The organism is Sulfolobus acidocaldarius SUSAZ (assembly GCA_000508305.1).
Classification (GTDB): Archaea; Thermoproteota; Thermoprotei_A; order Sulfolobales; family Sulfolobaceae; genus Sulfolobus; species Sulfolobus acidocaldarius_A.
In genome coordinates this window covers 1,870,219-1,884,126 of sequence record CP006977.1, presented here as the reverse complement: position 1 = coordinate 1,884,126, position 13,908 = coordinate 1,870,219, and the positions used below count along the sequence as shown (strand labels likewise).

General features: G+C 36.9%; 9 protein-coding genes and 1 CRISPR repeat array. All 9 genes read right to left on the bottom strand.

Going from position 1 to position 13,908, the window contains the following annotated elements; translation table 11 throughout:
* Nucleotides 1-890: 890 nt before the first annotated feature.
* A CRISPR array of direct repeats spans nucleotides 891-5,238; the repeat unit is 25 nt; unit sequence GATGCATCCCAAAAGGGATTGAAAG.
* Nucleotides 5,239-5,241: 3 nt separating this feature from the next.
* Nucleotides 5,242-6,054 (bottom strand): CRISPR-associated protein Cas6, encoded by an 813-nt coding sequence (locus SUSAZ_10335; GenBank protein AHC52244.1) that lies wholly within the window; start codon nucleotides 6,052-6,054, stop codon nucleotides 5,242-5,244.
* Nucleotides 6,054-6,782, bottom strand: a complete 729-nt coding sequence (locus tag SUSAZ_10330; protein ID AHC52243.1) for a hypothetical protein — start codon at nucleotides 6,780-6,782, stop codon at nucleotides 6,054-6,056. Before SUSAZ_10330 ends, SUSAZ_10335 begins: the two co-directional genes overlap by 1 nt.
* A complete protein-coding gene (locus tag SUSAZ_10325; GenBank protein ID AHC52242.1) occupies nucleotides 6,779-7,684 on the bottom strand; it encodes a hypothetical protein in 906 nt (301 codons plus the stop codon). Before SUSAZ_10325 ends, SUSAZ_10330 begins: the two co-directional genes overlap by 4 nt.
* A 7-nt stretch (nucleotides 7,685-7,691) precedes the next feature.
* On the bottom strand, nucleotides 7,692-8,300 hold the full coding sequence (locus tag SUSAZ_10320; protein ID AHC52241.1) for a hypothetical protein: 609 nt from the start codon (nucleotides 8,298-8,300) through the stop codon (nucleotides 7,692-7,694).
* Nucleotides 8,301-8,305: 5 nt separating this feature from the next.
* A complete protein-coding gene (locus tag SUSAZ_10315; protein ID AHC52240.1) occupies nucleotides 8,306-10,870 on the bottom strand; it encodes a phosphohydrolase in 2,565 nt (854 codons plus the stop codon).
* 153 nt (nucleotides 10,871-11,023) lie between these two features.
* The gene (locus SUSAZ_10310) at nucleotides 11,024-11,845 is read right to left on the bottom strand and encodes a hypothetical protein (GenBank protein ID AHC52239.1); all 822 of its coding nucleotides are present in this window, start codon (nucleotides 11,843-11,845) and stop codon (nucleotides 11,024-11,026) included.
* Nucleotides 11,817-12,653 carry a CRISPR-associated protein gene (locus tag SUSAZ_10305; GenBank protein ID AHC52238.1) on the bottom strand — a complete coding sequence of 279 codons (837 nt, stop codon included), beginning with the start codon at nucleotides 12,651-12,653 and terminating at the stop codon, nucleotides 11,817-11,819. Before SUSAZ_10305 ends, SUSAZ_10310 begins: the two co-directional genes overlap by 29 nt.
* A complete protein-coding gene (locus SUSAZ_10300) occupies nucleotides 12,654-13,373 on the bottom strand; it encodes a CRISPR-associated protein (GenBank protein AHC52237.1) in 720 nt (239 codons plus the stop codon).
* The gene (locus SUSAZ_10295) at nucleotides 13,366-13,755 is read right to left on the bottom strand and encodes a hypothetical protein (GenBank protein AHC52236.1); all 390 of its coding nucleotides are present in this window, start codon (nucleotides 13,753-13,755) and stop codon (nucleotides 13,366-13,368) included. Before SUSAZ_10295 ends, SUSAZ_10300 begins: the two co-directional genes overlap by 8 nt.
* Nucleotides 13,756-13,908: the final 153 nt, after the last annotated feature.

Below are 13,908 nucleotides of genomic sequence, written 5' to 3'. Positions count from 1 at the left end.
AGAACTCGTATAGGCTTGATCTTGAGAAAATGAAAGTTAATGTAGCTTCTGTTGGTGAGCTTTCTATTATTGGTTATCCTAGAAATTACGGTGTGTGGACAACCACTTCATTTGATTCCTTAAAATTCAATTTTATTCTGGCTTATACTTATGGATTTCGAGTAAATTGTAATATGGAAGATCATTTTCCAACCATCTCGTAATTGTGTTCCTTGTTTCATACTTTCTAGAGATTCTAAACACCAACATTTTCTAATGAGGAACTCTCCCTTAAAAATACTTTTATGATAAAGAGAATTCAATTTATATCAAATAACAAAATTGTTGTCCACACACAAGTTAGCTAACGTAAATCAAGTTGATGTAATACCTTTAAGTTAGATATAAATAAAATAGTATTTAAGCGTAAAAATCAATAATAAATATACTGTAAAAATTTTTCGTATAGGTTTAGCCTTTGTGTTGAAAATTTTTTATTTTTTGTTTGGTGTGTTTTTAGGTGGTTTCGTGTTTATTTAAATGTCTTTAAAAGGTTATTTGTTTCTTCTTGTGAATTTCTTTTCTTATATTCCATCATTTTTTAATGATTTTTTAACGTGATATTACTATGATAGTACTTTAGTTTAAATTAATTATAAGGAGGGAGTTCTATTTTCATGTTGGTAATAAAAACGTGAAATTTCGAGTCTCAATGCGGAAGGTTTGAAAATCTCTTCACAAATTAAACGTTTAAAAACACTCCATAACTTTCAATTCAATTAAAAGACCATCCAACCAAAAAAGGGAAAGAAAATTACTAGGAAATAGGGTAGGATGAGAAAAGTAGGAAAAAAAGTAAAACTTATTAGCAGAGAAGGAGAAAATAAGGAAAGAGATTAATAAACACATCAGATGCATCCCAAAAGGGATTGAAAGACACAAATACCGGGAGCTACACTGGGAGAACAAATAACGATGCATCCCAAAAGGGATTGAAAGGTTACTGAGAGCGTTTGCCCGTCAACTTGAATTGTAAGATGCATCCCAAAAGGGATTGAAAGTTTTTCACTCGAAACTTCCCCACTGGGCGCGGGGGACTGGATGCATCCCAAAAGGGATTGAAAGTATTAAGACCTCTCCAAGGTTTCTCCGTGTGTTGATCCTCACGATGCATCCCAAAAGGGATTGAAAGTGTTTATCCCGTCAGGATGTGAGGGCTTTGGTCTCGTGTTGATGCATCCCAAAAGGGATTGAAAGGAGGATTTTGCCCGCGGATACCTTATTTGCGAGTGAAGTTGATGCATCCCAAAAGGGATTGAAAGTACTTTTCTACGTTTTCATTACCGATAACATGGCATCAGTGATGCCGTATGATGCATCCCAAAAGGGATTGAAAGTACTTTTCTACCACGCTTAATAGTTGCGCTTTTACCGCGTGATGCATCCCAAAAGGGATTGAAAGAATCTTACAGTAGTCTCTCGTCTGTAAATGTTTGGGTGCTGGATGCATCCCAAAAGGGATTGAAAGAAGTTATTGTGAATGTACTCGTGGGTTTAGAGAGAAGACGATGCATCCCAAAAGGGATTGAAAGTTTGCCAGGACAATAGCGCTTCGGTCATGATTGTAGATATGATGCATCCCAAAAGGGATTGAAAGCTTTAAAAGAATAGAAGATGGGGTCATGATTCAGTATCATGATGCATCCCAAAAGGGATTGAAAGACGTGAACACTTTATTGGCAATGCATGGCGCAGAATCACTTGATGCATCCCAAAAGGGATTGAAAGTTACAAATGTACAGAGGAGAATGCGAGGAGGAAGGATTGATGCATCCCAAAAGGGATTGAAAGTCAACTGTAGTTTATCACACGCATCGGCACAAATTATTTTTGATGCATCCCAAAAGGGATTGAAAGATAAGTTTTGTCTTTTAATCCTTTTTTCAATTCATCAGGATGCATCCCAAAAGGGATTGAAAGTTCTGCAACTGCAAAGCGATTTCATGGAATAAGTCTGCCCCGATGCATCCCAAAAGGGATTGAAAGTAGATTAGCAACAAAAAACATAGAGATAACGATACAGTGATGCATCCCAAAAGGGATTGAAAGGGTAGTTATTTATACCCTGAAGCACCGCTAATACTAACTGAGATGCATCCCAAAAGGGATTGAAAGCTTAATGGTTTCATGATAACTTCGTCGCCTGGTCTCACTAGATGCATCCCAAAAGGGATTGAAAGCGTCCTTCAGTCTCTTGATCAGCTGAATCTCTTTATTGATGCATCCCAAAAGGGATTGAAAGCTTGCGTAGTTAATTTTCAATGTTAGCCTTTGTAACCCTGGGATGCATCCCAAAAGGGATTGAAAGTCATCACTAATGTAAGTCAGCGTATTACCCGCCAACGCTGATGCATCCCAAAAGGGATTGAAAGTCTGCTCGTAGTATAGCCTTATTGCTTTTCGCACAATTTCGATGCATCCCAAAAGGGATTGAAAGATTAAAGCCCTTTCCGGTTCGCCGTATTCATAGTCAGTTGATGCATCCCAAAAGGGATTGAAAGTACAAATGCTGCGCGAACTGTTGTGCAAAGATGGATATTAGATGCATCCCAAAAGGGATTGAAAGATAAATTTGTCCTCACCAATATTGATCATCAATTTTCCATGATGCATCCCAAAAGGGATTGAAAGGGATACTTATGGCTATAATTGCGCGAGAAACAAATACGCCGATGCATCCCAAAAGGGATTGAAAGTGGAAATATTCTACTACTGACACGCTTAACTGATTAAGATGCATCCCAAAAGGGATTGAAAGTTACTTGTGGTTATTTCAGTGTTATTTACGGCAAATTTTGATGCATCCCAAAAGGGATTGAAAGTTTCCAACAACTTCAATTTGCATTGATGTTTCAAAAAGATGCATCCCAAAAGGGATTGAAAGTCACAGCCCTCACAGTCCATAATGAACACGTCTGCAGGATGCATCCCAAAAGGGATTGAAAGTATTTATTATACATTTACTTTATATAATAATAATAAAAGATGCATCCCAAAAGGGATTGAAAGCCCACCACTAAGTTGATAAATTGTTTTATTTTCTCTCTTTGATGCATCCCAAAAGGGATTGAAAGTATCCATCAATGGATTATACGATTTTTCACTCACATCCCGATGCATCCCAAAAGGGATTGAAAGTAGAGGCGGTAAGCGGTCATACCGAAGATGGAAAAGTCTGGATGCATCCCAAAAGGGATTGAAAGGAAAATTCTATTGGCATAAATATTCAGATATCTTCCGCTTGATGCATCCCAAAAGGGATTGAAAGTATTATTTTTGCTATCCATACCATTGGGTCAACATCTGTGATGCATCCCAAAAGGGATTGAAAGTCAGATATAGAATTGCCCTGTCATGTGTGTCATAGTCTGATGCATCCCAAAAGGGATTGAAAGCCATACGCAATATCTAAGGCAGCAGCTATTTTCGCCGGTAGGATGCATCCCAAAAGGGATTGAAAGCCTCTAGTCAATAATACATCTTCACCTATTAATGTTACGATGCATCCCAAAAGGGATTGAAAGACATATCAACTTGCTCCAGCCGAAAATAATCGTAGCCAAGATGCATCCCAAAAGGGATTGAAAGCAAACATCAATTTTATCTAAACGGAAATAATCGTAACCAGATGCATCCCAAAAGGGATTGAAAGTATATCCCACATGGGCGATAACGGTGCAAAACTCACAGCCGGGATGCATCCCAAAAGGGATTGAAAGAATATAAGAATGATAGTACTGTGGGTCGGCGATATCCACTTGATGCATCCGATGCATCCCAAAAGGGATTGAAAGTCATCTGGTTCCTGGACAATTATGGGTCCGGACATGGTCTCGATGCATCCCAAAAGGGATTGAAAGCCATTAATGCGTTAACGTATAATGTATACATATTTTGTATGATGCATCCCAAAAGGGATTGAAAGATTTTTATGGCTAATTTTTCTCACGGCGCAATACGTTAGATGCATCCCAAAAGGGATTGAAAGTCTAAAAAAACAAAATACTTAAGATTTGGATTTACATATGATGCATCCCAAAAGGGATTGAAAGCAGTCTAGCATCACATGGCATATTAATCGACGACAAACAAGATGCATCCCAAAAGGGATTGAAAGTTACTTGTGGTTATTTCAGTGTTATTTACGGCAAATTTTGATGCATCCCAAAAGGGATTGAAAGTTTCCAACAACTTCAATTTGCATTGATGTTTCAAAAAGATGCATCCCAAAAGGGATTGAAAGATCAAAAACTATATCAGGTATATCTTTTAATGTTTGTAATGATGCATCCCAAAAGGGATTGAAAGATGTGATGATATTGAAACAAATAAATCAAAATAATTCGATGCATCCCAAAAGGGATTGAAAGAATGCATTCATTTTATAATTTTCCACTTGTTCTCTAATAGATGCATCCCAAAAGGGATTGAAAGAAGATACTCCTTCTCCATCCTGCCTGAACTAATATTTTGATGCATCCCAAAAGGGATTGAAAGTGATAAGCTGAATTTTTCTGTCAACCTCTGTAAAATCAAGATGCATCCCAAAAGGGATTGAAAGCATAGTTCACCAGAGGTAATAGTAGTGGCTTTTTGTCGATGCATCCCAAAAGGGATTGAAAGAATATTTCTTCTAATGTAATTAATTGAGTCATTCCTCTCGATGCATCCCAAAAGGGATTGAAAGATAGCTTTCAACTAACTCGTGTAGCACTATAGTAGCCTGATGCATCCCAAAAGGGATTGAAAGAAATAATAATCTGCTACATAGTATCTATAGCCCCATATAAATGATGCATCCCAAAAGGGATTGAAAGATATCTTCTTCGTATATCCTCTTCATCTCTTTCGTCTAGTGATGCATCCCAAAAGGGATTGAAAGAATGCGCATGCCCGGCGGGAAAGCATGGGCTGATGTGCAAGATGCATCCCAAAAGGGATTGAAAGGTAATCCCATGGAGTTAACCATGAGACACTAGCAATGATGCGTCCCAAAAGGGATTGAAAGAAAAAAATATCAGATGTTTTTTTACCTTTTGCTTCTGCCATGATGCATCCCAAAAGGGATTGAAAGCTCTCTTTCTGTAAACGAAATGCAATTTGATGAAATAGATGCATCCCAAAAGGGATTGAAAGAAGTATGAGGTGGATACAATAAGTAAGGGCGTTGCAAAGAAGTATCTTAAAAGGGATTGGAAGTTATTAAAGGATCTTCTTGTTAGGAGGGTTCTCGATGATAGGAATTACTTTTACTTCTCCGAATCCTATTGCTCTGCTTTTTCCTACTCCTAAGTAATTTGCATAGCCTAGGAGCTTTCTTATGTTTTCTCTTAATTTGCTGTTTTTTCTTGCTGACAACTGATATATTGTCCAACCGGTGAATCCTCTTACTGGTTTGTTTCCATAATATGTTGTTATTGGCCTTAGCCTATAATCCACTTCTCGAAAGTAGTATAATGCTTTAGAACCTAGCACGTTATATATCTTTTCGTCATTATTGAAATTCCAATGCCTTACGATGGAGGAAATTAGATAAGGGGGGTAGGGGAATAATATGAACCTATTCTTCTTCCTTTTAATAGAAGGTCTCAATGGTTGTAGTAATGTTGGTGTCAGGAAAATGATTTTATAAAGCTTAGCATCTTCTATTTCGACGTTTTCAGTTATCTTAACGTCGGTTAGCTCTACTTTGAAATTTGTTTGCCAAAAAGTTAATACTTTTTGTGAGTTTTGAAGTATTTCTTCAAGAAATGCGGCGTTCATGAAGGAAAAAGTGAAGTAATATTTCCCTTTACCTTTCAATACAATCTTTTTATTGCCAGTTGAAAAAAGTAATTTTCCAGTCTCATCCTTTATTACACTCACTCTTATTGGCTTGTATGGTCTGGAGTCTTCAACTATTTCTGAATAATTTTTACTCATCTGAACTAGGATTTGTCTTCCCAATTTTGAGGTGAATGGGGGGATTAAAACGTCATGCTCTGGTTCAACCTCGAATTTCATGGAATATATCATCATTTCAGCTCATCATTTAATGGTTTGAATATTGGTTTATCTAAGAGGGAGTACACTCTTGCCATACTACTCTCCTTATCATCCAATTGTATGAACCCTATTCCCCTAGACTTGCTGTTACCTATGAAAGTTCCCACTTCTCTCATGAACTTGAGAGTTCTCATCCAAGGTATATAGTTTGCCTCCCCCCTTATGATTACCTTAACCTCAATTGATCTCAAGTCCAGGATCTTCTCGGTAAATAAATACTTCTTTAAATTAGTCTTAGCCTTTCTATCAATAACTACATGAGGTCTTTCAATATTGTTGGTTTTAACTAATACGTCAGATATGGTTATACTACCGGCGAAGTAGTCTCCTCCATAAAGCCTCTCAATGGGGCAATTGTATTGATTGTAGAGCTTTACGAATTCTTTTTCATCTTTTATTCCCTTGGCTACAGCTATCTTAACAACTTCATCAACACAGTTTTTAGGATTATTTTCGCAATTCTGTATTAAAGCCTTATATTTACTGTAAACATTATTGACTTGAGAGTGTTGGTTAAAGTGATCAGCATTACCTAATACAATCTCTGTGACCCTTCTAAACATTCCTTTAAGACTGCTTGAGGGTATTAAGTATTCTTCACTGCCTATCCTCAGTGGTTCAGTAGTGTCATATACTCCTCCAACTCTTAGACCATTTGGCAAATTAAACTTTAACCTATATAGATAGACCTCTGTCATGATTTGTTCACCTCATCTAGTAAGTGTTTTAGATCACGTATTTTAAGGATGAAGTTCAAACCTGAAGCCATAATCCTTGAGTCATAATACTTATCTATATATATTAACGTACCCTCCTTTAAGGTTTTAAGGACTGGCTTAGTTCCGGAAATTAGATTAGTAGTAAACCAACCAGTGTAAAGTGATGTATCTCCTATGATCGCTTTAGAATCGAAGAACTTCTTGTCAAAAAGTGATGGTACGCATTGGGATAGGCAATAGGATAAGCCTTTGGGATCATCTAAGTCTAAATCCCTTACCTTTTTCACCTCAGCAATGTTGTTAGTTCTATTTTTACTTCTACCTATGCTTACTCTCTTAACTAAATCTATCACTTCACTTGGCTTAGCTAATGCCCACAATTCACCAAATCTCTTATACTCATACGCAAACAACATGCCTTGATATGATGTAATGCTCGTCTTATCTATTGCCACATGCATTTGGATTGTTGACTCAGCGGAGAATTGCTCGTAAAAGTTTTGATTTCCATTATCTTCTTTATAAGTTATTAGAGTCCCTATCTTAGGCTTTCCCTCTACCTTCATGGCTTCAGATATTTTACCCTCTCCTATTACTTTATCCTTCTCTTCTAACACGTTCTTAGTTTCAATAAAAGTCTTGTCCTTTCTATCTTTGGCTGGGCTAAAGTAATGGGATGGTAAGGTATTTATTGGATATCCTGGAGACACGAAGAAGTCCTCCTCTATTTTCCCTTTCTGATAATAATACTCAGCTAGGATAGCCCCTCTTAACGTAGTTGATGGAATGTAATCAACTGTTGAGAAGTAGTAGTTTCCTACTTTCCTCAGCTGAGCTGTAATATATCTATTTACCGTTATTTTCAATAACACGAAATGCATTAGCCCCTTACCCCCATAAGTAATCTGATAGAGAATCAAACAATTTTTCAGTTTCATCGTTACATTTTATCTTTTTACACACTTCATCTTTCTTAGTCAAAACCTTAACGTCTATCATAGCGTTTCTACCCAATCTCCAATACCTTAATGCAGATAGTGAGTAGAGTAAAAGGTTAAACAGTTTAGCGTCATTTTCACATTTGTAAATAATTGTTGCCTTAAATTCTACGCCAGGCTTTATGATTTGTTGGGTGAATAGTGAACCATCCTTAGCCTTTTGCGTTTTATCATCAATTGATACTCTTGTGATCAAATGTTTTTCCTCTTTAACTTGATCCACTAATATGGTGAAGCATGCTCCATCCTTCGAATTAGGATAGCCGAAAAGTTTGCATACATCACAGGGAGAGGAGCCATGTGCTTTTTCTAATCTTCCAGGTTCAATTTCACCACACGAGGCATTTGGCAATAGGTTACTTATTGCTGTTCTCATAACCCCTTTTATTGATGAGGAGGGAATTCCCAATTCGTTGAATGGAATATCTACTATCCCTATTGCACTTCCCCCTGCAATAGTCAAGGAGGTAAGGTTTTTGAAGAGAATTATGATTTCCACTTTCCTCACCCTATCCCTACTCTTATAGTCTTTAACATGAAGTAGTAATCGTAAAGTGGAATGGTATTTTTACTTATCTTACTTAATAATAGCATTAATAGTTTCTTAGCGTATTCATCATCACTCCTAGACCTCTTCCTAACCATGTAAGCTACGGTTTCGTAGAAATATCTGTCAGTGCCGTATAAGGCGTCAGCGTAACTTACTACGTCTTCAAGAGGTCTAATGAATTTCCTCACTTCCTCACTTGCATTCTTATCTTTATCATATATACTTGAAATGAAGCTAAATATTTCTTGGTTATTGGTTATTAGATCTAACAATTTCCTCACGTCATCTAAATCATTTGATACTAGGAGGAATGACTTTTCCTTCCTATATTTAGAGATTTCGGTCTTAATTACCCCCTCTGATGCTAGTGTTGACGAGAAGACTAAACAAGATGTTGAAGATTTGTTAGCTTCTTCTATCTTACTCTTCTCCATTAATTCATTTACCGCGTGATATGCGAATTGGACTGGATGGTGTGGCTTAACTGATATTACCCCGACCTTAAACGTGAATCCGGTGTTCTTCTCTGCTCTCTCAAACAGTTTAACTGCAAATGGTATGGAAATTATTGATGGAGCTAATATCATAACGTCGTCTCCACCTAGATATAGCACACCTGATAGGACCTTACTCGCCAAGTCTTTATTTACTTTAGCCAACTCAGATATGGTCTCATAAAATGACTTCTTTATCCCATAATCCAGCCTAAAGCTTCTATCGATATAATCTGAGAAAGTTACACTTGTCATGAAAATCACCCCAGCATTATTTCCATCAGCTTTTATAAGACCCACGTATTTAGTGTCTTCTTTTTGCTTATATCCCGCGATGAACTCCATGGCGTAGGATAAATAATCATCTCCTAAATATTTTTGAGCGTATTCTAATGGGTTGACTGAAGTTCCATCCAATGAATAATCAGCATTAACCTTGGCTACGAAACCTCTCTGGTTTGAGAGATCCCTGACGAATTTACATCTCTTACAAAGAGAATCGTTTTCACTCGTAGCAATGGCTGGTCTAATCCCACAACTCGTACAAACCTCATGGAGACCTAAGGAGTATACTTGTTCGTCGAAGTTAATCAGATACTTTTCATACTGTTGTGTTAGGATATCAGCCCATACTTCGTTGAAGTTCTTAACGTAGTTGTCATAGATGAAATCAACTATTTTCACATCTAACTTAACGTCGATAGGCTCAATGATTTTTTCAAATAACTTCTTAACTTGATCCTTGCCTAAATCACTTCTTACTACGATATATGAGTGACCTCCATAGCCACTTAGTAACGCCTCGGCTGGTATTCTAGATTTTCCAAGCTTACTGAGCTCCGTATCAATGAGTATGAAGGCGTAAACTGAGGTCAGAAAATCAACTAACATACTGGCAAATGACATGTCCCTTAACTTAGGGAAGCTAGTTATAAACTTTTGAATCCCAGGAAAGTCTACGTAAACTAGGTAAGCTTTAGGGCTTTCTAGCTTTCCTTGCTCAACCTTCTTAATCTCTGGAGTGTTTAGAAACTCGAAGAACTTAGTGTAATTCTTATATCTACTCAATTCAATGGTCTCAGCGATTATCCGCTTAAATAGGATCTTGCTGGCCTCTTCATAATTCTTTTTAGCTTGTTCATAATTCTTACCAGTATTTTCAATACATTGATTACATATACTAAAGTCAGCATTACGAGTGTAGCATGCTTGATAACAAGCCGCAATAGGGGTCTGGTTAACGTACTTCTCGACTATGGCACTTAATCTATCTGCTGATGCAGCTAATCTATCAGCCTTTTTTAGAATGTTTTCAAAATTAGGGTCGTGATGTTGTTTAATTAAATCTAATATTTTCTTCAATGTTTGGCCCATACATAAGCCGGTCTTTTTACCTCTCTCAATTACACCTTCTAGTATTTCAGATGAGGCGGTAACGTGATGCGTGGGATCAATCAATTTTCCAATATCATGAAGGAGTCCTGCTATTCTTAAGTAGTTTAGGTCTAACGACTGAGGCTGTAAAGCCCAAGCTAATAAGGAGGAAAGTTGTAGGTGCGATAGAAGGGAAGTGAAGTTATAACCTGGCCTAGTATCAGCAGGAGTGTAAAGTAATCCCTCATAGATTTCTCTGATATCATTTGAAGTTATAACATATCTAATCAACTCGTCGTATTCCTTTCTCTTACTCTCTAGCTGTTTAAAAATCTCTTCAAGCTCTAATGAGCTAATGTTCTCTAAATGCCTAAAAATAACGTAAATGAAGAAGTATTCAGAGGCATTAGATACGTATTTACTAGAGGAATGAGGCGAGTATGAGAATAACATTGGCATTTTATAGAGGAAGGATAATACGTCGGCATATATATCAATTGCCTTCTTCTCATCGTTATTAGCGATTTCGCATGAAAGAGTTGCCAACTGGAATAAGACGTCCACTATTTTATCTTTTAGTTTACTCACCTTATTCTCGTCGACGAACTCTACCTTAAAGTCTGGTAGTAATAATTTACCTCTTAGGACCATTTTACCACCTTCTTTATATACTTCCCTCTTTTCCATTCTATGAGGGAATAATCATTTTTTCTTTCTTCACTAACTTCCTCTACGAATAGATAGTCACTAAGGTTTTTACAATCTAAATCGACTGAGAGATCATAACGAATACAGATCTTCATCTTACCACTCCTCGTTGAAATCTAATGGTTTAAATTTGGATACGAACTCCTTTAAGTAATTAAGGTAATTAGGATTAGAGTTGACGAGGGAGAACTGAACTCTTCCAAACTGCCTATCTGAGAACTTAAACCTACCTAATAACATAGTCTTAGATGTAATTGTGTTATTACCTATTCTAAACCCAAAACCGTAGAGTAACATTCCTATTTCTACACTCTTCAATCCTTTAAATACAACTTTACCCCTAAAAGTAGAGTTCTTTGTAACACATTCATATTCGTCTCCCCTTACTTTAACGTTTTGAGAATTAACTTTCTCTCCTACGAAATCACTAAACGTTACTCTACTAGCTAAGCCACTGTTTCCTAAGAGATCACACACCGGGCAAACTTTAGGAAATTTTACTGGATCGAATCTGTCTCTTGGCTTTTTTCTAGGTTTAAATATATTCCTATAGGTCTGAGAGGTGTTGCTAGCATCCTTAGAGACTATATAACAACTTCCAGGTATTGATAATTCCAGTCTAGTCCTCACTAATCCCTTTATTGTTGACCCAGGAATTATGAATGTACCATTACTATACTTGGTCATTAAGTGGAGTTTTGGCGAAAAATAGGCTGAGAGGTCTGGTATATTACCCTCTATTGCGTCTTCTACCAACGCGTCAATATTATCTATTTTTTTGACTAGCCTATAGGTTGAGGATCCACTTCCCACGTGCAAATAGTCCGACTTCACTGATAATCTTAGCTCTATTACACCACTTATGCCGTTAGAGTTTCTTTTGGTGTATTCATTTCTCTGGATAGGGGATCTTCGCATTCTGGAATACCTCTATAAATGGTTTCATTAACTCGAAGAACTTATCTCCATCTCCTTCTGCTGAATTTAAGTCGACTTTAACGTCTTCTTCTTCTACCTTGTTTTCACCAATGTTGGTAAACTTTAGTTTGGAGAACCTAACGAAACCGAAACCTCTACTCTTATGTCCTCCAACTTGTGTTAAACCATCATTAATAGTTTTCATAATATTAACAATATAACCGATAGCATAGCTAGGTAAGTTATATCCAATTAGCTTAAATGTAAAAGTTGAGCCAGGCTCAACATATTCGACTTGCACCAATGCTCTCTTAGCAACTGCTCCTTTAGTCCTACTTATCGCTATCATGGTTCTCATACCTAAGGTGTAGTTTATTGCGACCGAGTCTAGGAATCTCAGATTGCCTACTACTCCCATCGTTCCAAAGAGTTTACAATTTAGGCAAGTTTTTCCCCAAAACATTTCTAACGCTTTATCAATGTTATTTCTTTTTAACAAGTTTTGGAAGTCATCATCTAATCCTTTCTTTTTTAAACAATTATCATTTCCTACGCCACTGCATACTTCAACGTTTTTCGATGATAATAACCTCTCTCCGGTAGATCTGAATATACCTTTCCATGATGAACCAGGGATAACTGGTTTTCCATTATGGTCCTTCAATATCGTATCCCTAGCGATACTGGTAGGATCCAAGCTACCTCCCCTACCAACCCCTATCCTCAGTGGAGCTAACGTAACTATTTCTCCATCAATTATTACTGTCCTCTTCACTAAATCCTTCCTTATGAAGGTGTAATCTACCAATTAGATCACCTTGGCTAAATCGTACTCTTTAGGAGTTAAGAGGTCTGGGGATTTGTATAATTTTAATTTGCCCTCAGTTAACTTTATCAAACCATATCCTACACTCTTCCGACCTCCTACGAAGATACCTTCTGTGAGGAGAGTCTTTAGTACATATTTTAATGCATCTACTGAAACCCTCTTCCAATCCTCTTTTTCTTGGTTCACTAAGTCTAGGTTATATATCATCATGGAGAAGTTGAACTTAGAGTTTGGCTCTACGAAATCAAGCGTATATAGATGCCCGGTCAATTGCCCACCGGATACTCGATTAATTGTGACCATAGTTCTCTGTCCAATTGAGAACTCCTCTGCTATAGAGTCCAGTATGTACACTCGTGAAGCTAAATCCTTGAAGCCAAAAAGTATACATGGTATGCAATAACTATGGTCATCGCAAGAGGTGCACTTATCGTCATTGATGTCACATACTCTGTATTTTTGATCATTCAATGACTTGACGTAAGCCTCTACCATACTTCTAAAGGCTCCCTTCAATGACGATCCTGGTATTACAGGTTTTCCCTTTATTTTCATAACTGGGTTATCTGTAGCCTCCGTGAATTCTTGTGACTTACCTTGACCTACTCTTAAAGGAGTTAAGTTTACTATTTTTCCCTCAACTTTTATAATGGTGTCAATTACGTCTAAGTCAGCACAGCTCATAATTTTATCACTCAGCTATAAGTTTTACAAGTTCTGAGAAACTCTTCACATCGTTTAACTTACTCCTATTTATTCCAATATCTCCGGAGGTAAGAGTTTCATGAATCCACTTCACGTAACCCAATAATTGAGTGGCTTTATCTAGACTTAACCCTTTTAAGTATCGTAACAATAACTTACAAGTGTCTGGATCTATTTCTTTCCTTCCAGTCTGCCTCATAATAAATGCCAATAATTCATTCACGTCTTTTCTGGATTGAATAAAAGTTAACAAGTTATTAATTGTGGTTGGGTCAACCACAGGCTTGTCACCCCCTTTAGCATGTTTCGATGCGGAAATAGCGATTTTTGTAGCTATGTTCAGAAGTTCTTCGTTAGAAGATTGTTGTAAGGACATAAATATTATTTAGTTATACATCTTTTAAGTTTTACTGTTTACTTAATTGTGAAATTTACAATAATTGTTTAACAAAAAGTATGACAAGATTCATTAATTATAGAACTGCCTTAACATTTACTTGAGGAAGTGATTTGAGAGAAGGTTAATTAG

Excerpts from the sequence above, each read along its gene's own strand:
- SUSAZ_10335 (AHC52244.1), bottom strand. The coding sequence starts at position 6,054 with ATGATATATTCCATGAAATTCGAGGTTGAACCAGAGCATGACGTTTTA.
- SUSAZ_10330 (AHC52243.1), bottom strand. The coding sequence starts at position 6,782 with ATGACAGAGGTCTATCTATATAGGTTAAAGTTTAATTTGCCAAATGGT.
- SUSAZ_10325 (AHC52242.1), bottom strand. The coding sequence starts at position 7,684 with ATGCATTTCGTGTTATTGAAAATAACGGTAAATAGATATATTACAGCT.
- SUSAZ_10315 (AHC52240.1), bottom strand. The coding sequence starts at position 10,870 with ATGGTCCTAAGAGGTAAATTATTACTACCAGACTTTAAGGTAGAGTTC.
- SUSAZ_10310 (AHC52239.1), bottom strand. The coding sequence starts at position 11,845 with ATGCGAAGATCCCCTATCCAGAGAAATGAATACACCAAAAGAAACTCT.
- SUSAZ_10295 (AHC52236.1), bottom strand. The coding sequence starts at position 13,755 with ATGTCCTTACAACAATCTTCTAACGAAGAACTTCTGAACATAGCTACA.